Raw genomic sequence first — 23,230 nt, 5'->3', positions numbered from 1 at the left:
GTCGCAAGCTGGAAGCTTACGCCACTTCTCTGCCGCCGAGCGGCAAAATGTGACAGACAAATGGCCCGGAGTTGCTAAGATGGGTGCCGTTGATTGCCACCGTTTCCCGCGCCAAGAACGTTTCGTCATCCATGAAGATTAAGTGCCCCGGCTGCGCGTCTCTGCTTCAAATCCCCGACACGGCGGCCGGCAAGGTGGTCAAATGCAAGTGCGGGAAACAGCTTCGCGCACCCGGAGGACCTGCCGCGACGACGGCACAGGCCAAGCCGCCGGCACAGGCCGGGCAGGGCGCATCCGCCGCCACGCGGGCACCCGCCCAGTCTCGACCGCTCGCGACGCCCGCACCCGCGGCGGCGGCGGGGTTGTTCGACGAGTTGACCGAAACCGATTTGGCGCCGATCAAGGCGGTTCAGATTCCGGGAGCCAAGGTGGCGGTCAAGGCGCCCGGTGCCAACGCAGCGAAAATGCTCAACGAGGCGATTTCGGGGAGTGACCGACGTGGGGAAGCGTTGGTCATGAAAGGAGAGGCGCCGCGGCCACCGTTCTTGATCTTTATCGGTGTGATCAACGGACTCTCGGCGATCTTCTACGGCGGTTTGATGCTGTTGTTTCTCGGTTTTGTCAATGCCGAAACGTTGGAGGGCATGGATGAATCGACGGCCGACGTGGTGGGGATCGTCTTTTACATTTTTGTCGGGATGCTCGGACTGATGGCACTCTTGTCGTTGGCGACCAGCATCTGTTGCTTCGTCCGCGGCAGGGTCTGCTGGTATGTCGTGTTGCTCAGCTATGGGTGGGGGCTGGCGTTTAATCTGTTCGAAGTCATCGGTGACGCGACATCGGAGGACGCAGATTTTATGATCATCAAGGGTGTCGGAGGGTTGCTGGTCGGTGCCGGCATCTGGGCTTGGCTGCATGGCGAAAGCGTTCGCGCGTATTACCAAACCGAAGCCGAACCGATTTGGCGAATCGCGTTGATCGATGCGACCGGGTTCCTGATCGCCGGAGGGCTCGGCGCGGCGGCACTGATGATGGGATAACGCGGGCTTGTTCCCGGGCTCCGCCTGGCAACAAGTGCAAGTGGGGTAAGCATCCTGCTTGCCACCCACGCCGGCTCTGCCGGCGAACGTGCGAGGCAGAGCCCGGGAACGAGGACAACGTCACGCATAGCGTGACCTACGCCTTGTCACGCACAGCGTGACCTACGTTTTGTCACGCACAGCGTGACCTACGTTTTGTCACGCATAGCGTGACCTACGTTTTGTCACGCACAGCGTGACCTACGCCTTGTCACGCATAGCGTGACCTACATCGGAATCGATGTCACCAGACGATTTTGTCGGCGTCGAAGATCGGGCCTTCGACGCAGGTGCGTTTGTAGTCCCACTGGCCGTCGTCTTGTTTGACTTTGGCGACGCACGAGAAGCAGATGCCGATTCCGCAGGCCATCGGCGTTTCCATCGAAACCTGGCAATCGACGCCACGCTGGCGACTGGCATCGGCGACCTTTTCCATCATGATTTCCGGTCCGCAGGTGACGACGCGTACCGATGACGTGTCATCCAGTTCGTCCAGCCGAGCGGCCAAGACATCCGGTACCAACGCTTGCCGGCCTGTCGATCCGTCATCGGTGCACAGTTGGACCTCAAATCCGGCCTGGCGGAAATCGGGGACGCCGGCGAGCAGAGATTCGCGCCGCGCCCCATAGATCAGTTCCACCTGATTCGCCCAGCCGCTGGGTCGCCCGAACGATTGGCTGCCGATCGCTTCGCGTCCGAGCAGCAACATCGGAGTTTGCCCGATCCCGCCGACGGCCATGATCAAGCGGTCACACGGCCGAGCGGAGAAACCGTTACCCAGCGGCCCCCACAAGCTGACGTTGGTTCCCAGTGGGCTTTCGGCACAGGCCGTCGTGAAGCTACCTTTTTTCAGATAGATCAGATCGATGTACTTCGGTTTGCCATCCTCGCCCGGCAACACGTCCCAGATCGCCAGGGCTCGACCGATCAGCGGTGCATCGACACCCGCCAAGCGGATCATCACAAATTGGCCGGGAACCGCGATCGATGCGATCGCCGGGGCCGACACGCGCAGCCGATACGTCGCTTCGGCGATGCACTCGTTTTGCTCCAGCACCGTTTCGTGCTGGACCATCTGGTCGGCGTAAAAATCGGCATGCAGTGCGGACATGGGCGAGGTCCAGGGGGACGGTGACAGGATTCGATTGTCTCGCCCCTAGCCTAGGAGATCTGTCACTTTTGGCCAATGTGCCGTGCACGAAGGAAACGAGTCGCCGGGAATGGCTGGTGCTGCAGGAGCGGAAGGACAGGATGATTCAAAGTGGCAGAATGATACGGGGCAGGATGATAGTTTGGCCGATCCGTTCGCGGAGCCGGAATCATTCGGCCGTCCCATCATTCTGCCGTCCCCGTCTCACCAAGGCCACCGCCGGGTTTGGTACTCTATAGGCCTGCTTCCCCTCCCGCCACGCACATCAAAGTCCCTCCGCCATGCCGCGTTTCTCCGTTTGGCCGCTCGTCGTCCTGGTCGTCGTTTCATCCGGTATGGCGTCGCAGGCCCAGTCGGAAAAACAAGACCTCAAGACACTCAACGACCACTTCCCGTTCACGGTGCCGGATTCCGTCGACGCATGGAACGATCGGGCCGATGGCTTGCGACGTCGCGTCTTAGTCGCCACGGGGCTTTGGCCGATGCCGGACCGCACTCCGTTGCAACCGGTCTTGCACGGCAAGATCCAGCGTGACGGGTTCACGGTTGAAAAGGTCTACTTTCAGTCGCTGCCGGGGCACTTCGTCACCGGGATGCTGTTCCGTCCTGCGGCGGACAACGCGTTCGGGCTGGTCGATGGCAAACGCCCGGCCGTGCTTTCGCCGCACGGACACGGGGGCCGGACGATGCGACTGAGCGACGGCGAGCTGGCCAAGCAGATTCAATCCGGCGGCGAGGTCTTTGAGAATTCAGGGCGTTACCCCAAGCTGGCGCGCTGTGCGCACCTGGCACGTATGGGCTGCGTCACGTTGATCTTTGACATGCTCGGCTATGCCGATTCTCAGCAGATCGAATTCGAGACCGCGCATCGCCATGCCCAGCCCAGACCCGAAGAGTCCGATCGCGAGCATCCGTGTCTGTACAGCATTGATGCCGATTTGAATTTGCAATCGGTGATGGGGTTGCAGACTTGGAATGCTATCCGCGCGCTGGACTTCTTGGCCGAGCTACCCGATGTGGATCCGAATCGATTGGGCGTGACCGGCGGCAGCGGCGGTGGCACACAAACGATTCTCTTGGGAGCGATCGATCCGCGGATCAAAGTCGGATTTCCCAACGGGATGGTGTCGACGTCCATGCAGGGCGGGTGCTACTGCGAAAACTGCAACTATCTGCGGATCGGGACCGGCAATGTGGAACTGGCGGCCCTGTTCGCACCCAAACCGCAGGGCATGACGGCGGCCAATGACTGGACCAAGGACATGCTGACCGACGGTTTTCCGCAGTTGCAACAACTCTATGCCATGTTGGGCGCCAAAGAAAACGTGATGTGTGGTGACGTGCTCACGTACCCGCACAACTACAACTACGTCACCCGCGCAATGATGTATCCCTGGATGGCCAAGTACCTCGGGTTGCCCGCCAACGCGCCGCTGGTCGAAAGCGATTTCGAACCGCTCAGTGAAGCGGACATGAAAGTTTGGGATGACGATCATCCGGCGCCGACGGAGGTCGGGATTCCGCACGAACGCAAGGTGCTGGCATGGTGGAAGCAGCAGAGTGATCAAAAGTTAAACGCGTTGATTCCTGATCCGGCCGCGGACGCTGCCGCGGCGGCCGATCGGCTTGCCGAATATCGCCGCGTCGTCGGCGGGGCTTGGAGCGTGATCTTTGATCGATCAATGCCCGCGGCACAAAATTTGGTCGTCACAAAGAGGAACGAAGGAGTTGGCGACGATCGCGTGGTGAGTTATCGGCTTGAGCATCGTGACTGGAAGACCGTCGTGGACATCGATGTCGTTGCGGGCAAAAACAACAGCTCGGCGGGGCACGTCGTGGTGCCGACGACGTTGGGACGCCAGAGGGCGCGGCGTGATGCGATCGTGAAGTCGGTTGCCGCCACGGGCGACGGCAGAACGACGGTGATCGCGTACCTGACCCCGGCGATGACTTCGACGGCGGCCCAGGCACGAAAAGCGATGCCAAGTGAACACCAGCAACCGTTGATTGACGACGAACGAAATTATTCCGGGCTGACGTTCGGCTACAATCGGACCCTCGCCGTCAAGCGGTTTGAGCAACTGTTGTGCGTCTTGGCGTACCTCGATCACTCGACGCCTGATGGACCGTTGACGCTGGTCGCGGATTCCTCCAGTAGCGTCAGCAGCGCCGCCGCATCCGTGGTTGCCGGTGATTCGGTCGACGAGTTTCATCTCGACAGCGGCGGGTTTCGTTTGAACCGTGTTCCCGATTACAGCGACGAGCACTTTGTGCCTGGGGCGGCGAAATACTTTGATTTGCCGGGGCTGTTGTCGTTGCGGGCACCCAACGCGTTGTCGATCCAGGGCGAGGCCGAAGGGGCGATGGGATTGGTGCAAAAGGTTTACGCAGCAGCCGGGGCGGCGGACAGGTTGACGGTGCAGTAGGGCATGCTGTGCATGCCGATTGTCATGCACAGATTGTCATGCACAGCATGACCTACCGTTGATTGTCATGCACAGCATGACCTACCGTTGATTGTCATGCACAGCATGACCTACCGATTGGTTGTCATGCACAGCATGACCTACCGTTGATTGTCATGCACAGCATGACCTACCGTTCGCCCGGTGTGTTTGATGCGAGCGATTTGGATGTTCATCGTTGGGCTGGCAAACCGTTCGGCCAAAGTGTTCGCGGCTGGTTCGTCTTCGCACCAGACGAACACGCCCGGCCCCCAGCTGCTTTGTCCGACGCCGATCGCACCGGCGTTTTGTAGCGACGCGATCAGCTCGGTGACCCAGCGACCGTTGTAGGGACCGCCTTGGGCTTCGGCGAACAGCATGCCGCTGGCATGGTTGTAGCTTTCGATCGCACGGGCGAATTCGGTGAAGCGACCGGCACGAGCGGCCGGCAGGATGTCGTCGACGATGTGCCGGCGTAGCTCATCACGAAGTCGGTTTGCCGCCGAGCGGAGAGGCTCGGACTGCAGGCTGTCAAAGTGATCGGATTCGCGTTTGCCGGAAACCGTTTCGGCAACCGTCGTGGGGCTGAGTGTCAGCAAACGCCACGGTTCGGGTAACTCAACACGCTGTCGAATCGGGTTTAGCGCAGGGCAATTTTCATCGCCTGTTTCGAAGATCATGCCGCCGTTGAAAAAGCCGTGGACTCCGACCGCCGAACGTTTGCCCCGATCGGCGATCTCAGCGGCGAGTGTTTCATCCGTCATCTCCTGACCGGTCCACTGGCGCAGCCCTTCGGCGATGGCGAGTGAGAGTTGCGTGCCGCTGCCGAACCCACGGTGCGGCGGCGCGGCCTTGACGACGTCGATCGCCACGGCGGGTAGCGACCCCTGGCCGATGGCTTGGCAGAAACGTTTGGCGATCGGGCAGGCCCGTTGTTGGTAGCCGCTCGCGACGGTCCATTGCTCGGCCGCGGAGAATTCGACGATGGTCGCTGGTCGATCGATCATCGCACCGAGGCCACCGAATGGCGGCGACGTGTCGAGTAACCCGAAGTGCAACCGGGCGCCGGTTTCAATTCGAATCCGTTTCGCCGCGCGCATCATGGGGTTCCGGTCGGGGCGTGAGGCTTGATCCGCTGGGTGATCACCGAAGCCAACGTCTCGAACGCGTCTCGTTCGGCGTCGCCCGCGGTCTTGTCGACCAAGGGTTTCAAGGCATCCAGTTGCGACCGCACGTCCTCGGCCGAGATCAGATGGGTCCGTGTTGCCAGGATGGCCGCTTCGATGACGGCATGCTTGGCTCGATTGAATCCAAAGAACGGCGCCGTGATTCCGGAGTTGACCACCCGGCACACCATCTCGTGGCGCGGCGGCGTTTCGGCCACCGAGATCACTTCGACGGCGAACCAACGATGGCAGTGGTTCAGGGTCGCCCATTGTCCGCAATCCGAACGTCGCACCGATACGGCTTGATCGTCGAGCTGGCTGACCGCGGCGCGGGCGAACAGGGCCGCGTCGTCGGTCACGTGGATTGTCGCGCGGCGCGTTGAACGAAGATTTTCGAACGTGCGAGAGCCCTCGAAGGGTCGCAGGATGAAGCCCGGGTCGGCCGATCCGCTGGACGTCATCGCATCGGGTTGGGACACCACCGGCCCCATCGGCGCAAGATTGATGCGGCCGTCGACGCCGATCGTTGTGACGATTGATTCCAGGATCACGTTGCGTTTTGGGTCAGGGAGGCGAAGTTCTGGACGATGGTTTGGCCGGAGTCTGACAGGATCGATTCGGGGTGGAATTGGACTCCGAAGACCGGGCGCGAGCGGTGTCGCAGCCCCATCACGCAGGCATCGTCGGTGCTGGTGGCGGTCACCCGCAAGCAGCTCGGCAGCCGCTGCGACGAGACGACCAGGGAATGATAACGCGCCACGTTCATCGGGCTGGGGCAGTTGCGAAACAGGTCCTCGCCATCGTGGGTGATCGGGCTGGCCAATCCATGACGCGGCTCGCTGCGGATGATCTGTCCGCCGAAGGCTGCCCCGATCGCTTGGTGTCCCAGGCAGACACCCAGGATCGGAAGTTGCTCGGGAGCCTGGCGGATCAGTTCGATGCAGCAACCGGCATCGGCCGGGCCGTGGGGGCCTGGGGAGAGTACGATTGCCTGGGGGGCGAGGTCAATGGCCTGGCCGGCGGTGATCTGGTTGCTCCGGATCACACGGGTCTCCGCCCCGGTAAGGCGAAAATAGCGTGCCAAGTTGTGAACAAAGGAGTCCTGATTGTCCAACAGCAGAATCATGATCCCCCGCCCTTGCGGTCAGGGGTCACGCAGCGATAATTCCCGGCAAAAGACTGACCACCGACTCTCATTTTACCCCAAGGTAGCTGATCATGGCATTGGTTCCACTTCGCGTTGTGCTCGACCACGCCGCAGAAAACGATTACGGCGTTGCGGCATTTAACGTCAACAATATGGAACAGATCCAGGCGATCATGGAAGCCGCCGAAGAGACTGATTCGCCCGTGATCATCCAGGCATCGCGTGGTGCACGGGCTTATTCGCAGGACGCATACCTGCGACATCTGATGATCGCGGCGACCGAATTGTACCCGCACATTCCGATCGTCATGCACCAGGACCATGGCAACAGCCCCGAGACCTGTAAATCGGCGATCGAAAACGGCTTCACCAGCGTCATGATGGACGGTTCGCTGGAAGAAGACGGAAAAACACCCGCGGATTACGAATACAACGCTCGCGTCACCAAGGCGGTCGTTGAAATGGCGCACGCCAAGAACGTCAGCGTCGAAGGTGAACTCGGCTGCCTGGGATCGCTGGAAAGCGGCGAAGGGGAGCAGGAAGACGGCCACGGTGCGGTCGGTGAACTGACGCACGATCAGTTGCTGACCGATCCCGACGAAGCCCAGCGATTCGTCGAAGAAACCGGTGTCGACGCATTGGCCGTCGCGATCGGGACCAGCCACGGTGCGTACAAGTTCACCAAGAAACCGACCGGCGAAGTGCTGGCGATGTCGCGGATCGAAGAAATCCACGCCAAATTGCCCAACACCCACTTGGTGATGCACGGCAGCAGCAGTGTTCCGCAAGAATTGCAGGACATCATCAACAAGTACGGCGGCCAGATGAAGCAAACCTACGGCGTTCCGGTCGAAGAAATTCAGCGCGGGATCAAGAGCGGTGTTCGCAAGATCAACGTCGATACCGATTGCCGCATGGCGATCACCGGTGCGATCCGCAAGGTGTTCGTCGAAGACCCCTCGGCGTTTGACCCGCGTGCTTATCTGAAGCCCGCTCGCACGGCGATGAAAGACGTTTGCGTCGCACGCATGACCGCCTTCGGGCAAGCCGGCAACGGAGCCAAGCTCCGGGCGACGCTGTAACGTAAGCGTTGCATCCCCTCTGGGCAACGCCGTGAAGCATTTTTTAGCGGTAGGACGCGAGCGGGCTGTCGATTTAGTCGATGTTCCAAAATTAATGCCGTGATGACAGCCCGACGCGTCAGCGACGGGCGCCACGCGGCCCCTTGCTAACGCGTGCGGGCTTAAATCGACAGCCCGCGAGCCCTCCGGTGTTGTGGCAGAGATGGAGAACCGGAGGGCTCGCGCCCTGCCGCTAACACCTCAAGAAACACATGGGAAAAATGCTCCACCGCGTTGCCCTCTCGGGGTGAAGTCTACTCTGCAGGCGGATTGAGTCCGCGAGGTGTGCGGCAAACTCAGGGCTCGCGATCAATCTCCGCCGATGATCGAGCCGCCTTCGTCGGACTTCTTCGGTTTGAACGAAAACTTGGTCGTCGCCGGTTTTCGGCTCGTCCGCCGCGCGGTGACGTCGTTGCGGCTCTCGGCACGCCGCCGTTTTCCGGCCGATTTCTTCTTCGTGGATCGTTTCGTGGGGCCCTTGCCCGCCGGTCGCCGTCGCGGCGTTTCATCGGCGACTTCTTCGCGGCTGTGTTCGATCGCTTTTCTCAGTCGGCTGACTTCATCGCGCGACAGGACGCGGTGGGCGCCGACCGGCAAGTCGCCGATTCGCAGCGGTCCGATCGCAATTCTGCGCAACATCTGGACTTTGTGTCCCAGCCGCGCCAGGATGCGACGGATTTCACGGTTTTTGCCTTCGCGGAGCGTGATTTCCATTTCGGTCGCGCGGGCTCGCGACTTAACGATCTTGGCCCCTTCGACGCGCACAAATCCGTCGGAGATATAGATCCCCTTCCGCATACTCCGCATCGTTTCGCCATCGATCTTGCCCGCGACGGTGACGCGATAGACCTTTCGGACGCCGTATTTGGGGTGCGACAATTGCTGGGCCAAATCACCATCGTTGGTCAACAGCATCAATCCCTGGCTACTCTGGTCCAGCCGTCCGACGGGAAAGACGCGTTCGCTGTGGGGGACCAGATCGATGACGCGTTGGCGTCCGCGCGGATCGGCGTTGGTGCTCAGGAAGCCGGTCGGTTTGTTGACGGCGTAATAGACGAGTTTCTGCTGTCGCAGCGGCACGCCGTCGACGAGCACCTTGCTGCTCTTGGGGTCGACCACGGTACCCAGTTCAGCGGCGATCTCGCCATCGACTTCGACGCGCCCCTCTTCGATCAGCGATTCGCATTGGCGTCGGCTTCCGAATCCCGCGGCGGCCAAGAGACGTTGGAGTCGTTGCGGTAGGTCTCGCGTGCTGGTCGTCGCGGCAGCGGGGGCTCGGCCGGTGCGTTTGGTGGCGGGACGTTTGGTGGCGGTGCCTTTGCCGGCAGTGCGTTTCTTGGGGGGCGACGATTGCGATTTCGGCTCGCTTTCAGCGTTCTTGGCCTTTGGTTTTCGTGCCCCACGTTTCGGCTTGCCCCCCGTCCGTTTGCCAACGGAGGGTTTTTTGCCGGGTGAATTCTTGTACGAGCGACGGGGCATGGATCAATCTGCGGTCAGGTGAATGGTTTTTGCGAACCCACCAGATTACCAGAGTCATGCGATTTCGATAGCCACGTTATTGAAGAAGGCTACAGCAAATGCTTGGCCTTGATCTCCAGGTATTGATTGACCAGGGGGGCCGTCAGTTCGTCGGGGAACGTGTCGACCATCAGCACGCCGCGATGTTCCAGGTCTTTGAGGACTTGGTCTCGCCAGACAAGGATGTCGGCGGCCGCGGCGGCGCGGTACAGGTTCGATTCGTCGCCCTCGGGATGGTCGGCCGCCTCGAACAGGGTTCGGTCTCGCAGGATCACTCCCATCGGCAGGTGTTGGCCGTTGATGTTGCCGAGGTAATCGGTGACGGCCGCCGCGTTGACTTCATCGATGATGTTGGTCGCCAGGACGACGAGCGATCGGCGTTTGCAATGGTTGCGGAGGTACAGAAAGGCTTGGTCGTATCGGGATTCGACCATCCGCGGGAACTGGTCAAAGCAGGCGTGAATCAAGCGATTCATCTGGCTCTTTCCGCCGTGGGGCGGGATGTAGGCGTGCACCGAATCGGAAAAGCAGAGCATCCCCACCGCATCGCCTTGGTGCAGTGCGACGTAGGCCATCATCAGCGCCGAATTCATGGCGTGATCGAGCAACGTGTAGCCGTCGCGGGTGTTGGTCATCATGCGACCGCAGTCGAGCAGAAAGATCACCCGTTGGCTTTGATCGCTTTGGAATTGCCGAACGGTCAGCTTGTTTCGGCGTGCGGTGCTGCGCCAATCGATGTGGCGAAAATTATCGTCTCGGCTGTAGTCGCGAAGACGTTCAAAGTCGCTGTCTTGGCCGATCCGCCGCGTGCGGCGGACGCCGATCAGGCTCAACCGGTTCGTGCGGGCGAGCAACGCATAGTCGCTCAACTGTTTCATATCGGGGTAAACGTTCAACTCGCTTTCCAATGGAATCTGGTTGTAGCGGTGCCACAGCCGGAGCGGGCTGAGAAAGCGAAGTGAAACGTGTTCGAGACGAAATGCCCCACGTCGGCCGGGCGTCAATTTGCGCCGAAAGCTGACGCGTCCCCGAGGCGGCAATCGCAGTCGGTGCTGGTCGGGGGAGGATTCGAAATCGTCCGGCAGGTCGTCACGCGCGTGACCGACCAAGGTGATCCCGGAAAGGTTCTCGATCGTCAGGTGGCTTTCCACCGGAACACCCAGCGAGCAGGAATGGGCGATTTCACGGCTGGCGTGGATCCCGTGATTGGTCGCCAGATAGATCGACAGGAAATCGACCGTTGCCACGATCAGCAGCAGCCAATCCAGCGCGGCAACCCAGATAAACGCATCTGGTGAAAAGACGGTAAAGACGCTTCCGACCAGGGTGATCGTCAGCACGCCGATCCACAGCTTTGTCGGGTAGGTGCGGAACCGCCACGCCGCCACGGCGAGCGGCACGGCAAAAACCACGAGCATCAGCCACGGCAGTTTGCTGTACGCTTGGAATTGGCCTTCGGTGATTTGACGGAGCGCATCGTTCATGCGCCCCATCGTACCGGGAAACGCCTAGCGTCGGTCACCCATCAAGCGGAAAATGAAGTAGGCGAGCGTCATGATCGCTTGTAGCGTTCCGGCGACGTAGGTCAACGCCGCAGCGTTGAGCACCTTGGCGACAAAGTGTTCTTCGTTGGCGGCGATCAGGTTCGCGGACACCAGGTGGCGTCGCGCCCGGGCGCTGGCGTCAAACTCCACGGGCAGGTTGACGACTTGAAAGAACACCACGCCGGCGAACAGCACGATGCCCGCCAGCAGCAACAGGTTGCCGACCGACGGGATCTGGTAACTGAGGAACAGCCCGATCGTGGCCAGCGTCACCCCGATGTTGCTGCCGAAATTCGCCGCCGGGACCGCCATGTTGCGAATGATCAGCGGCGCGTAGCCCTTGGCGTCTTGGAACGCGTGACCCGCCTCGTGGCAGGCCACGCCGAGTGCGGCCATCGAACGCCCGCCGTAAACTTCGGGGCTCAATCGCAGCACCTTGCCGCGGGGGTCGTAGTGGTCGCTCAGGTGGCCCGGGACTTGTTCAACCCCGACCTGGTGCAGGCCTGCCGAATCGAGCATTTGTCGGGCCGCTTGGGCGCCGCTCATTCGCGCCGGGACCTGGGACATGGACGCAAACGTGCTTTTGACCCGCCATTGGGCAAATAGCCCGAGCAACAGCGGGGGGGCGATAAAAAGCAGGTAGATCGGATCAAAAAGGAGCATCGCGGAACCCGTATTGGCTTATTTGGAACGCTGAAAAGCAGTTTTGGCAGGGGAACTGGCCAGACGAAACACCGATGCAACCGCCGGGCCAATTGACCCTGCCGAGCTGCAACTTGTCGATGGAATGGACCGCGGGGAGTTTAGCGGCAATGCAATCTTCGTTTGTTTGCCGCAGACCTTGTCACGCGGGGGCGTGCAGGTTTGGATTCATTGAAAATGAGAGTGGTCCCTGTCTCTCGCCTGTGAAGCTGTTCCGGCGGTGTTCGCTTGAACTCCTGGCGTCTCTCGGCAAAGCGGGGGGGAATCTGAAAACCGCGTTCCCTGCCAGGAGCATCACGCCAAAAAACAACGCGACCATTCGGGGCTGGGGAAAACGCCTGCCAATTTGTCGTTCTGGCCTGTCCGCGTGCGTTGGCCCAATGCCATCCACTTTGGCTCTAACGGTGTTAGCGGAACGGCGCGAGGCGTCCGGTCGCGGTTCTTGAAAGGTGTTAGCGGAACGGCGCGAGCCGTCCGGTCGCGGTTCAAAAACACCGTGAAAGACCGGAGGGCTTGCGCCCTACCGCTAACAGAAAGCACCCCGCGTGGCGTCAAAGTAGATGGCATTATTCGCCGGACCGCGAGCTGTCAGCGGGGCGATCGACTTGCGGGCGAACGTCTGCACCGCTCGATTCCGCGGTGTCGCTGACGAAAAACCGGCCGGCTCTGGAAGATTCCGTTCGGGGCAGATGATTTGGCCCCTGTTGCAGAAACCAGAAATGCACCAAGATACGCGTCCGCGATCAGCGACCTTCAGGAAACGTTCTGCACCGATATTTTGAGGCTCTTTCGGGGGCTTGTTCCGGTCGGAGGAGTGTGATGCCCCGGCCGCGGTCAGGATCTGGCACACCGTTTGCTGCTCGGCGTGCCAGTCAGAAAAACTGTCAACTTGGCGCGGCCATCAGGTCCCCAAAACGACAGCCGCTCGCCAGTGGACTCAACACAGTCGACTTCGCGCGGTGGACTGCCAGGCGGTCGATTCGGCCGCAGTCGCGTTGATCGCGATTGGCTGATTACGACCGAGCAGGCCATTGCCGCTGGCGGCAGCCTACAAGACATTCTCCATTCAATTTCCCGCACTACAGAAAAGGTATCCGCAACTATGGCGACTGCCACCAAGAAAAAGGCTTCCGTTCGACTGCAACCGATCGGCGAGCGAATCGTGGTCCAGCGTGAAGAAGTCGAAGAAACGACCGCCGGCGGGATCGTTCTTCCCGATTCGGCACGCGAAAAACCGGCCCGCGGCACCGTCGTGGCAATCGGCACCGGCAAGCTGCTCGATGACGGCACCCGTGGACAAAGCCAGTTGTCCGCAGGCGACCACGTCCTGTTCAGCAGTTACGCCGGCGAGTCGGTCGAGATCGATGGCGAAGAATATTTGCTGATGCGTGAAGACGACGTTCTGGCGGTGATCGGCTAGTCCGCTGCCTCTTGGCCAGCGGCCGAGCAATCACCGTACGCATCTCACCCGATCAAAAACCTCTAACAACACACCCCAATAGAATTCCATGGCAAAGATCATTGCATTTGAGCAGGAAGCCCGTGAGGCGATTCGCCGCGGCGTTTCCAAGCTGGCTCGCACCGTCAAGGTCACCCTCGGTCCCAAGGGCCGTAACGTAATCTTGCAGAAAAGTTTCGGCAGCCCGACCGTCACCAAAGACGGTGTCACCGTGGCGAAGGAAATCGAGCTGGAAGACGTCTACGAAAACATGGGCGCCCGAATGGTTCGCGAAGTCGCCAGCAAGACCAGCGACGTCGCCGGAGACGGAACCACGACCGCGACTGTGTTGGCCGAAGCGATCTTCAACGAAGGCCTGAAGGCTGTCGTCGCCGGCGTCAACCCGATCAAGATGAAGCAGGGCATCGAAAAAGCCGTTGCCGATCTGACCGAAAAACTGCATTCGATGGCCACCAAGGTCAAGGATCAGGCCGCGATGGCGGACGTCGCGACGATCGCCAGCAACAACGACCGCGAAATCGGCGAATTGTTGGCCGACGCGATGAGCAAGGTCGGCAAGGACGGCGTCATCACCGTCGACGAAGGCAAGAGCCTGCAAACCGAGCAGGAATGGGTCGAAGGGATGCAGTTTGATCGCGGCTACCTGTCGCCTTACTTCGTCACCGACAGCGCCAGCATGGAAGCCGTCCTGGAAGACGCCTATATCCTGGTCTTCGAAAAGAAAATCAGCAGCATCAAGGACATGGTCCCGATGCTGGAAAAGGTCGTCCAACAAGGCAAGCCGCTGTTGATCATCGCCGAAGACGTCGATGGCGAAGCACTGGCCACCTTGGTCATCAACCGCCTCCGCGGCACGTTCAATGTCTGTGCCGTCAAGGCTCCCGGCTACGGCGACCGACGCAAGGCCATGATGGAAGACATCTCCATCCTGACCGGCGGTCAAGCCATCTTCGAAGCACTCGGCATCAAGCTGGAAAGCGTCGACCTGCCGCAACTCGGTCGTGCCAAGAAGATCATCATCGACAAGGACAACACCACCATCATCGAAGGTGCCGGTAAGAGCAGCGACATCAAGGCTCGCATCGACCAGATCCGTCGTGAAATCGAAAACAGTACCAGCGATTACGATCGCGAAAAACTGGAAGAGCGTTTGGCCAAGCTCGCCGGTGGCGTCGCCAAGGTCAACGTCGGTGCCGCGACCGAAAGCGAGATGAAGGAAAAGAAGGCTCGCGTCGAAGATGCACTGCACGCGACCCGTGCCGCCGTCGAAGAAGGCATTCTGCCCGGTGGTGGCGTCGCCCTGCTGCGTGCCAGCAGCACCGTCAAGCTAGGCGATGACCTGAGCGACGACGAAAAGGTCGGCTACAACATCGTCCTGCGTTCCTGCCGCGCCCCGCTGCACATGATCGCCCAAAATGCCGGTCAAGACGGCGGAATCGTTTGCGAGAAAGTCGCCGCGATGAAGGGCAATGGTGGCTACAACGCGTTGACCGATACCTACGAAGACCTGGTCAAGGCCGGTGTCATCGATCCCACCAAGGTCACGCGAACCGCACTCGGAAACGCCGCAAGCGTCGCAATCCTGTTGCTGACCAGCGACGCCCTGGTTGCCGAAAAGCCGAAGGCCGGTGCCAAAGGTCACGGCGGCGACCACGACATGTATTGATCCGCCACGCGGAATCAATCAGCGAAATAAAAACGCCCGAGCCATCCGGTTCGGGCGTTTTTTTTGTTGGTGTGCAGGCTAAAGCCCAATACCGCTAAGATGAGGGCCCGTAGGCTCGCGCCAAACGGCTGATATTCGTTTGACATCAGCCGGTTCGCGCCAGCGTCCGGGCCCCCTCATTCATGTTAACTTAGCGGTATTGGGCTTTAGCCGCCCACTGTCACTGCCCCGCAGCGACAGTCCAGCTTAGGAAGTCTCACGCCTGGGGGGCTGCGGATCTTTTGCATGTCAGATTTGTTCTGAGTGGATGGTTTCAGCCAACGGCCGTTTACATCCGTAGCTTTGGGCACCGCCCAAGGTCCGCCGTTCCGTCCGTCGCGGACGGGTAACGTCATGGTCGTTTGCCGGTCCATTACGTTTTGATTCTCAACCGCCCGGCTTCGCCGCTGGTAAAAAACGCAACCGCGATGCCGCCGATCAAGCCGCAGAGATGGCCGTCCCAAGAAACCTCGACGCCGCCGCCCGGCAAGATTCCCGACAACAGCGTTCCGCCGAACAGGATGCCGACCACGATCGCGACGCCGACGGGGACCAAACGGCGTCGCAGAAAACCGCTGACGATTAACAATCCGATCAGTCCGAACACCAATCCGCTCGCGCCGACATGATTCGCGTCACGCCCGACCAGCCATAGCAACGACGCTCCGGCGAGCGAGGTCATCGTGGCGAGCAGCCAGGGGGATTTCTGAGAGCTCACCAGAAGGCCCAGCAGAATGCCCAACGACATCGTGTTGCTAAACAGATGCCCGAAGCTGCCATGTAGAAACGGCATCGTCACGATCCCTGGCAGCCCGCTCCAATGCCGTGGCTGCAACCCGAGGTCCGTCAAGTCATACGGGATCGTGGCATCAACGATCCGGATCAGCCACAGAGACAGCAACAGAACTCCGATCCGATAAAACTCCTTCTGCATGTCAGGCAAGGCCGTTACGAAGTTGATGCGAACCGAAATCGGGAGGGGAACACGATGAACGATGGCAGGCAGTCCGGTCGGGCAAAATGCAAATTCATTCCCTCGTTCGTAGGCTCGCGATAAACGGCTGACTATGGTTTGAGATCAGCCGGTTCGCGCCACCGTCCGGGCACTTTCATTGATGTAAACTTAGCAGTATCGGGGGAAAGTCTGGGAACGCAGGGTGTCCGAAGCGGAGCCTGGGCTACGCGGAATCTCTCCATTAAGTCGCCGGCTCCATCATTCTGCCCTGAATCATTCTGCCATCCCTCCTGGTTTCCGCCGACACGACAGGGTGCGGTGGCCTGGGGGAGAGGTGGGAAGATTTTGAAGGTAGGAAGATTGGTTAGATCGAATGAATGGCACATCTCATCATTTTCTTACCTCCGAAATCTTCCTACCCGATTTTCCCGCCGGCCAACAGACGCGGGCCCAACCACTTGCGAGACTCGGCGATAGGGCGGAGCCTTGACAACAAGGCCGTGTGCTAACGTTTGCCAGCGATACGGTCGCCTTCGGCACGCAGCATTTCGATCGCCTTTGCCATCGCCGATGAATCGATTTCATGAACGTCGATGCTCTCTCCCACGCCTTGAAGCATTGTGATCGTCAGGCGGCCGCCGAGGTGTTGACGGAACTCTTCCAGCCCATCGAGCAAGCGATCGAGCGGCGACAAGGCTTCGTGCCACAGTGGCAATCCGAGCGTGTGCAGGCACTCACACACGCGGTGCACGTGTTCGATGCCGAAGCCGAGTTTGAGATGTGAATAGAAGCAATCGATCGCGACTCCGATCGCGACGGCTTCACCATGTCGAATGTCAAAGTCCGTGATCGGCTCCAGCTTGTGCGCCGACCAGTGGCCAAAATCCAGCGGTCGGGCTTCCAGCATTTCGAACGGATCACCGCCTTCGGTGATATGCCGGAGGTGCAATTTGCAACTCGTCGCAATCGCCGCCGATGCGACGGCCATGTCGCGTGCGCGAATCTGATCGGCGTGGTCACACAGCCAATCAAACTCCGTCCGACTCTTCAGCAACGCCACCTTCACCGACTCGCTGAATCCACTGCAGAAGTCTCGGTCGGGCAGCGTTTCCAGCAGCGAAGCATCGTTGATGACCGCCCACGGAACGCTGAACGTGCCGACCCAGTTCTTCTTGCCGAAGTGATTGATCGCGTTCTTGACTCCGACACCGCTATCGCCTTGGGCCAGCGTTGTCGTGGGCAGACGAATCAGCCGGATTCCACGGTGCGCGATCGCGGCGGCGTACCCGACCGCGTCCAGCATCGCGCCACCGCCGATCGCAATCACGTAGCTGCGGCGGTCCAGGTCATGGTCATTGATGGCCGCCAAAATCTGTTCGACGCAGGCGGAATCGTTCTTGACCGCTTCGCCGCCTTCGACCAAGACCACGTCGCTCACGAGATTCACGCCGGCGGATGCGGTCAGCCGCTCCGCGAGTTTCGTAACGTGGCCCGCCGATTCAGCAACCGGGCGTTCGGCGACCAGCAATACCTTCGCGTCGCCAAAACTGTCCTGTTTCAACAGCTCCAGCAGCGTCGGGAAATCGGCGCCCGCGATTTGCTCGGTCGTCCGCAAGCGGTGCACGAATGGAACGGCAAACGGAACGTCCAAGGAGTCGCCCGCTGCGGTGTCGCGCTCGGGTGCCGACGGGGTTGATGGAGATCTGGAGATGATCGAGTCCGCGACGGAGGCTGAGGGATCGGGCGAGTGGCTCTTGGGATTCGAAGGGCGAAGCATTACGGCGTCAGCTCCTTCCATCCCCGCCACAACCATCGCAGCGAGTCGGGGAAGATGGCGCCACCATGGTTACCATCGTGGGCGCCGGTGCCAAACACGAACTTGTAATCGTAGCCGGCAAATTCAAGTGACTTGGCCATCTGTTGGTTCGCCAACGGCCAGTTGCCGTGCTGGTTGTCCAGATCGTTTGCACCGTCTTGCAGTAAGACACGCAGCGGTTTGGTTTCGGTTTTGCGAATCATCGCGGCGTAATGGTGTCCACCACGGATGTTGACAAAACTGCCGATGTGGCTGAGTACCTTGCGAAACTGGTCCGGCCGATGCCAGGCCACGCCGAACGCACAGATGCCGCCGGAACTGTTGCCACAGATCGCTCGCAGCTCGGGATTGGAAGTGATCCGATAGTCCTGTTCGACGGCCGGCAAGATTTCCGTGAGCAGAAATTCCGCGTAGTCACCGCTGACGGTGTCGTATTCGACGCTGCGGTTTTCCGGACGCGGTCGCCAGCCGCGTTTTTCCGGCAGCTCGCTCGTGTAGCCCGGGTCGATCATCACTGCGATGGTCACCGGCATGTCGCCCTTTGCAATCAAATTGTCAAAAACGACGGGCACGCGGTAATCGCCCGTGGTGCCTTCGAAGGTATGCCCGTCCTGGAACACCATCAGTGCGGCGGGCGTTTGGGGATCGTACTGGGCCGGAACGTAGATGCTGTAACGACGTTTGGTCCCGGGGAAAACCTTGCTGTCGAGCCAAGCGTGTTGGGTGACCGTTCCGTGTGGAACCGCGTCGTTGGGTTGGGAATCGGGACCGTGTTCGTACTTAGCGGGCTCTTGGGCGTGCAGCGGCGTGGGTGGGAGACAAGCGATCAGGCCGGTGGCCACAAGCAGGGCGGCGGCAATCGGCGGAGGGGTGGGTACAGGCATCGAAGGTGGGGCGGGCGTCGGTGAGGTGGGGAAGTCATCTCTATGATAGCAGCCGCTGCATGCTTTGCAGGCGTGTTTCTAGCGAAACCCGCTGCACCCCCAGCAGTTGGCGTCAGCCAGTACCGCGTGACGCTTGGGGAATGATCACCGGTCCAGCGACACGCGCCGGTCGCTGACGCGTCCCGCTGAGAGGTGCATGTCACGCCGAAACCGGCCGTTCCGCAGAAGCGGACTTTTCACGTCGAGGGTGAATTTGATATGCCGTAGTTCCCACTGGAGGACCAGTCGGTTTTTTCACCAACGGATTGAGACCCATGAAAGCGTTTGGCGTAAGACTCGCCGCAGGTGCTGTGACGATTTTGTTGGGGGCCATCATGGCCGCCCAAGCACAAAAAGACCAAGAAGCCAGCACCGAATCGGCTTGGACCGAAGAGCAAATTCCACCCGGCAAGGCGGTTTCGCCCATCGCCGCAACGGCGGGTTTGCAATCGGTCGATCCCGCAGACGTCCAGCTGCTCAAACCGGTCGGTGAGCCGGGGGCTGCACAGGACTCGACGTCGCCGTCGGTGCGTCTGGTCCAGCACACCGAGTCGAGCGATTCGATGGTGTTGCCGGAAATCCCCGCGGACTCCGAGCATGCGGTGCAGCCCGAAAGCTCCCTCGGCGGACGGTCGGTGATGAAGATGCGGCTACCGAGTTTCGACGACGCGCCACCGATGGATGCCGAAGCGGACGTCGCAATCGATGCGCAAGCCGACGCCGGTGGACCTTCGTTTTCCATGGGATTGCCGGTCGCCGATCCGCCCGCCGCGTCGTTTCCCGACCAACCCCAAATGTCGGAGATCACGTTTGCCGAGACGCCCAGCGAGAACAGTTCAGTACCACCGCAAGCTGGCAGCGACCTGTCTGGCAGCGACCTGTCTGGCAGCGACCCAGCTGGTAGCGACCCAGCTGGTAGCGACCCAGCTGGTAGCGACGCAGCCGGCCCACCGCCCGCGAACGATCTACGCGGCGGAACGTTTGCAGGTTCCGAGACATTCAATCCGAACGCCGAGTCGTCAGCGACCGCCGCACCACAAGGATTCGATCGCGGTCCGTCATTGACCGAAACCGCTGATCCCACCGCCGGCATGCCGTCAGCCATGTTGACACCTGTCGGCGAGGATGGGGCCGGGACGTCCCAGCCGCAATTGGCCGAAGCTCCGGGGTCGACGATGCGGATCCATCGCGAGCCGGCGATGAAGCTGGAAATCGGCGCCACCCAATTCCCGATGCAAGAAGAAGCAGAACAGCCCGCACCGGCGGCGTCTCAGCCGGCGATGTCTGCGGCCACCCTGGGCATCACGTCTCAGCCTCAAATCGTCGGCAACGGACAGGTTGCCGATTCGACACCGTCGCCCTACGGCCCACCCGCCGCTGCGCCGACGGGACAAGGGTACGCGCAGCCGACCGCTGGTTTCGGAGTTCCCGGCAACGATCCGATGGCCGCCGCACCCACGGCAACCCAATTGCCTGCTCCATCATTCGGTGCCCCGGCGCCGGGAGCGAGTGCGATGCAGCCGCAAGGGAGGCAGCCTCTGCCGACGACGGCTCCCGGGGCGAACTACCCCGCCACAGCACAGGCCTATCCTGCGGCACAGGCCTACTCGGCCGCGGCTCAAACCCCCAACGCGTCGGTCTATCAGGGTGTCGGTTACAAACAAACCGCTACCGAAGGTCAATTGCCCGCCGGCCCGACCTTGGCGTCTCCCGGCGAACGTTACCTGGACGGTCCTCAGTCTCCGTCGGTCGTGATTCACAAACGGGCGCCTGTCGAGGTGAAGGTCGGCAAACCGGCTTCGTTTGTCATCACCGTCAAAAATGTCGGCGGTTCCAAGGCATTGAATGTCCAGGTCCATGACCGTGTCCCCAACGGCATGACGTTGACCGATGCGACACCGCGTCCGAACCCGAAATATCAACCCGAGCTGTATTGGGAACTCGGTGATCTAGAACCCAACCAAGAACGCACGATTACGTTGCAATTGACTCCCGAACAAGAAGGTGAATTGGGCAGTGTCGCACGCGTCACGTTCGAAGCCGCTGCGTCGGTCCGAACGATCAGCACGCGGCCTGAATTGCGGGTCGTCCAGCGGGCACCCGAAAAGGTGCTCATCGGTCAGCAACTGGAGATCGAACTGGAAGTCAGCAACCCCGGCAGCGGCGAAGCGACCGGCGTGATTCTGCAGGAGGACGTTCCGGTCGGACTGGAGCATCCCCAGGGAACACAGCTGGACAACTTGATCGGCACGCTCGGTCCGGGTGAAATCCGACGACAAGTCTTGCGGATGCGGGCGGTCAAACCCGGTGTCGTGCAAAACCAGATTCGCGTCAAAGGCGACGACGGATTGGAAACCACGCACACGATCGCCGTCGAGGTCGTTGCGCCGGAGTTGAAGGCGACCCTGACCGGACCGTCGCGACGGTTCTTGGAACGACAGGCCACCTACACGGTGGAGATTGCAAACGTGGGGACGGCCGAGGCACAAAACGTCGAGATGAGCGTCCAGCTTGATCGTGGATTCACGTTCGTGAAAACAGACTACGAAGGACAGTACGACGCCTCGCGACACGCCGTGTTCTGGTCCTTGGATGCATTGCCGGTCGGACAATCCGGCAAGGTGCCGTTGACGCTGTTGCCGGTCGAAGAAGGCAACCGTGTGTTGCAAACGGTGGCGACCGCGGACCTGGGCATCAAAACGATGACGGAGAGTCAAGTCGAAGTGGCTTCGCTTGCCGAGCTGACGTTCTCCATCAACGACAGTGCCGATCCGATCGAAATTGGTGGCGACACCATCTACGAGATCCGCATCAGCAACACCGGTTCTCGCGACGACACCAACGTCAAGGTCGCGTTGCAGCTTCCTCAGGGGCTGCAGTTGGTCGAGCAAGGTGACTTCACGCCTCAAGGACAAGGCATCATCGCCTTCTCGCCGCGAGCCTTGCTAAAGGCCAACGATGAAATGGTCTATCGTGTCAAAGCCAGGGGTGTCGCCGAAGGGCGGCATCTGGTCAAGGCGATTGTCACCAGCGACCAGTCCAACGTGCCGGTGACGAAGGAAGAGAGCATCATGGTGTATGCCGACCGCTAGTTTTGCTCGAGCAACGTAGCGGCAGCCCATTTAGTTTCTCTCCCTNNACGCCAGAGAGGGCCCGCGCCGCAAAAGTCGCCGCCGCCCTAGAAAACGAAAGCCTTGGCGGCTTCCACCTCATGCCGGCGAGTCAAACCAACCCCAGCCGATCCGACGGGCTGGTCACGGCCAGTCCCGGACGGTTCATGACGTGGGTATAGATCATCGTCGTCTTGACATCCTTGTGCCCAAGCAATTCCTGCACGGTGCGAATATCCGCTCCGTCTTCGAGCATGTGAGTCGCAAAACTATGGCGAAGCGTATGAGTGACCGCAGTCCACGACGCTGGTTTGCAGCACTGTTCCTTGATAAGCCTCGATCGCGCGCACCGCTTGAAGCCGTTGCCATGCGGGAGTTTTGGCGGCAAGAAGTTTTTGAAGAAACTCGATCACCAGGTCACGCCGAACCACAATCTCTTCTGAAGAGCCTGTTTGGGCTCGGACGCCCGGAAAGCTAGCATAGCTGCCCAACCACTTTGGAAACCACTCGCGATCCTTTTCGGGAAGATTCATCACGCCAAGGCAACGTCGAAATCGTTCCACTGACTCCTAATCGCTCCCGCGTTGATCCAGGGTTGTGGGCCTTGTTCCGCATCATCGGTCAGCCAATGGCCTCAGCAAATGCCCGCGACCGGCGATGCAAACAGAAGGCATCGAAACGCACTTCAAGTTTTTTCGTCGATCCGAAAACCTTAGTGACTCGCGGACTGCTTGACTACCCCTGCGGGGTGCCGTAAGATCGGGTGGCGGGAGATATTCCGCTGTCCAACCACGGAATATGTACTTTTTACCGCGGTCGGACCAGCAATAATTATTCGTTCGTCACAGAACGCGGAAGTCAAATGGGACTTCACTCCTTTCCACGGACGGATTCATTGAGAAAACACCTTCGATTTGGCATTCGCACAATCTTGCTTGCAGTTGCAGTCGTTGCGATAGGCTTGTTCTGGATTCGCTGGCCGGTGATGACTGCGTCGTCGTTCGTTGCCGCCCCGGAAGTATCCCCGGAGAGGGTTATCGTCGATTTCGATACCCTCGATGAACAGATGGAACGAATTCGGCGTTTCGCAATTGACGAACGCAATTCAGGGGTCGAATTGAAGGCCTTCGACCGTACATTCAGGGACGCGCTGGTCGGTGTACAGCACTTTGATTACGGAATGTATGATATTACTGCACGACGTGGCAAAGTTGCAGTTTACGGCCCATACTACAGCTTTGGCGCTGGTAAGCTTCGGCGGTGACGCCTGAACTCAAGGTCAGAAAACGTGACGAACCATGCGATGAACCGAAGTCGCGGAGTCGTCGTTTTTGACAATGGAAAATCAAACGCCGCGACTCGGTTATCGCGAACGTTGAACTTAATCGGCA

General features: G+C 60.2%; 19 protein-coding genes. 7 read left to right on the top strand and 12 right to left on the bottom strand.

Translation table 11 applies throughout. The features are described 5' to 3' along the window. Positions 1-131 precede the first annotated feature (131 nt). The gene (locus tag NZK35_RS10560) at positions 132-1,040 is read left to right on the top strand and encodes a hypothetical protein (RefSeq protein ID WP_259632504.1); all 909 of its coding nucleotides are present in this window, start codon (positions 132-134) and stop codon (positions 1,038-1,040) included. A 283-nt stretch (positions 1,041-1,323) separates the two neighbouring features. Here NZK35_RS10560 and NZK35_RS10555 read toward each other — a convergent pair whose 3' ends face one another. Beyond that, positions 1,324-2,190, bottom strand: a complete 867-nt coding sequence (locus tag NZK35_RS10555; protein ID WP_259632503.1) for a dihydroorotate dehydrogenase electron transfer subunit — start codon at positions 2,188-2,190, stop codon at positions 1,324-1,326. Between the two features lie 320 nt (positions 2,191-2,510). On the opposite strand from NZK35_RS10555, the gene NZK35_RS10550 reads away from it, so the two are divergent. Continuing rightward, the gene (locus NZK35_RS10550; protein WP_259632502.1) at positions 2,511-4,655 is read left to right on the top strand and encodes an alpha/beta hydrolase family protein; all 2,145 of its coding nucleotides are present in this window, start codon (positions 2,511-2,513) and stop codon (positions 4,653-4,655) included. 140 nt (positions 4,656-4,795) lie between these two features. On the opposite strand, the gene NZK35_RS10545 is transcribed toward NZK35_RS10550, so the two are convergent. The 3 genes from NZK35_RS10545 to NZK35_RS10535 are packed head-to-tail and all read right to left on the bottom strand — an operon-like array spanning position 4,796 to position 6,965. Then, entirely contained in the window at positions 4,796-5,776 is a 981-nt protein-coding gene (locus NZK35_RS10545; RefSeq protein WP_259632501.1) for a GHMP family kinase ATP-binding protein, read from the bottom strand. Then, the gene (locus tag NZK35_RS10540; protein ID WP_259632500.1) at positions 5,773-6,390 is read right to left on the bottom strand and encodes a DUF447 domain-containing protein; all 618 of its coding nucleotides are present in this window, start codon (positions 6,388-6,390) and stop codon (positions 5,773-5,775) included. Before NZK35_RS10540 ends, NZK35_RS10545 begins: the two co-directional genes overlap by 4 nt. Beyond that, positions 6,387-6,965: an anthranilate synthase component II gene (locus NZK35_RS10535; protein WP_259632499.1), complete on the bottom strand. Its 579-nt coding sequence runs from the start codon at positions 6,963-6,965 to the stop codon at positions 6,387-6,389. Before NZK35_RS10535 ends, NZK35_RS10540 begins: the two co-directional genes overlap by 4 nt. Before the next feature lie 92 nt (positions 6,966-7,057). Between NZK35_RS10535 and fba the strand changes: the two genes are divergently transcribed. Further along, a complete protein-coding gene (gene fba / locus NZK35_RS10530; RefSeq protein WP_259632498.1) occupies positions 7,058-8,068 on the top strand; it encodes a class II fructose-bisphosphate aldolase in 1,011 nt (336 codons plus the stop codon). A 348-nt stretch (positions 8,069-8,416) separates the two neighbouring features. On the opposite strand, the gene NZK35_RS10525 is transcribed toward fba, so the two are convergent. The 3 genes from NZK35_RS10525 to NZK35_RS10515 form a co-directional block, all read right to left on the bottom strand. Continuing rightward, the gene (locus tag NZK35_RS10525) at positions 8,417-9,586 is read right to left on the bottom strand and encodes a pseudouridine synthase (RefSeq protein ID WP_259632497.1); all 1,170 of its coding nucleotides are present in this window, start codon (positions 9,584-9,586) and stop codon (positions 8,417-8,419) included. 89 nt (positions 9,587-9,675) lie between these two features. Next, entirely contained in the window at positions 9,676-11,109 is a 1,434-nt protein-coding gene (locus NZK35_RS10520) for a DUF58 domain-containing protein (protein WP_259632496.1), read from the bottom strand. 24 nt (positions 11,110-11,133) lie between these two features. Next, on the bottom strand, positions 11,134-11,832 hold the full coding sequence (locus tag NZK35_RS10515; protein WP_259632495.1) for a zinc metallopeptidase: 699 nt from the start codon (positions 11,830-11,832) through the stop codon (positions 11,134-11,136). A gap of 1,141 nt (positions 11,833-12,973) precedes the next feature. On the opposite strand from NZK35_RS10515, the gene groES reads away from it, so the two are divergent. Beyond that, positions 12,974-13,291, top strand: a complete 318-nt coding sequence (gene groES / locus NZK35_RS10510; RefSeq protein WP_095741296.1) for a co-chaperone GroES — start codon at positions 12,974-12,976, stop codon at positions 13,289-13,291. Positions 13,292-13,379: 88 nt separating this feature from the next. After that, positions 13,380-14,996 (top strand): chaperonin GroEL, encoded by a 1,617-nt coding sequence (groL, locus tag NZK35_RS10505; protein ID WP_259632494.1) that lies wholly within the window; start codon positions 13,380-13,382, stop codon positions 14,994-14,996. Positions 14,997-15,408: 412 nt separating this feature from the next. Here groL and NZK35_RS10500 read toward each other — a convergent pair whose 3' ends face one another. From NZK35_RS10500 to NZK35_RS10490, 3 genes are all read right to left on the bottom strand, one after another. Next, positions 15,409-15,969, bottom strand: a complete 561-nt coding sequence (locus tag NZK35_RS10500) for a rhomboid family intramembrane serine protease (RefSeq protein ID WP_259632493.1) — start codon at positions 15,967-15,969, stop codon at positions 15,409-15,411. Positions 15,970-16,495: 526 nt separating this feature from the next. Beyond that, the gene (locus tag NZK35_RS10495) at positions 16,496-17,767 is read right to left on the bottom strand and encodes a 3-dehydroquinate synthase (protein WP_259632492.1); all 1,272 of its coding nucleotides are present in this window, start codon (positions 17,765-17,767) and stop codon (positions 16,496-16,498) included. Then, on the bottom strand, positions 17,767-18,690 hold the full coding sequence (locus tag NZK35_RS10490) for an alpha/beta hydrolase (protein ID WP_259632491.1): 924 nt from the start codon (positions 18,688-18,690) through the stop codon (positions 17,767-17,769). The genes NZK35_RS10495 and NZK35_RS10490 overlap by 1 nt, the downstream gene beginning before the upstream one ends. Positions 18,691-19,004: 314 nt before the next feature. Here NZK35_RS10490 and NZK35_RS10485 point away from each other — a divergent pair, with 314 nt between their 5' ends. Further along, positions 19,005-21,821, top strand: a complete 2,817-nt coding sequence (locus tag NZK35_RS10485; RefSeq protein ID WP_259632490.1) for a hypothetical protein — start codon at positions 19,005-19,007, stop codon at positions 21,819-21,821. A gap of 130 nt (positions 21,822-21,951) precedes the next feature. Here NZK35_RS10485 and NZK35_RS10480 read toward each other — a convergent pair whose 3' ends face one another. After that, positions 21,952-22,095, bottom strand: coding sequence for a tyrosine-type recombinase/integrase (locus NZK35_RS10480; RefSeq protein ID WP_407699786.1), 144 nt, complete (start codon positions 22,093-22,095; stop codon positions 21,952-21,954). 13 nt (positions 22,096-22,108) lie between these two features. Next, entirely contained in the window at positions 22,109-22,372 is a 264-nt protein-coding gene (locus NZK35_RS10475; protein WP_259632508.1) for a hypothetical protein, read from the bottom strand. Between the two features lie 329 nt (positions 22,373-22,701). Here NZK35_RS10475 and NZK35_RS10470 point away from each other — a divergent pair, with 329 nt between their 5' ends. Further along, positions 22,702-23,103, top strand: a complete 402-nt coding sequence (locus NZK35_RS10470; RefSeq protein ID WP_259632489.1) for a hypothetical protein — start codon at positions 22,702-22,704, stop codon at positions 23,101-23,103. Positions 23,104-23,230: the final 127 nt, after the last annotated feature.

This window comes from Stieleria sedimenti (genome assembly GCF_025060895.1).
In the GTDB taxonomy this organism is placed as follows: Bacteria; Planctomycetota; Planctomycetia; order Pirellulales; family Pirellulaceae; genus Stieleria; species Stieleria sedimenti.
Note: the sequence above shows the minus strand (reverse complement) of the source record. Positions and strands in the feature narration are given on the sequence as shown.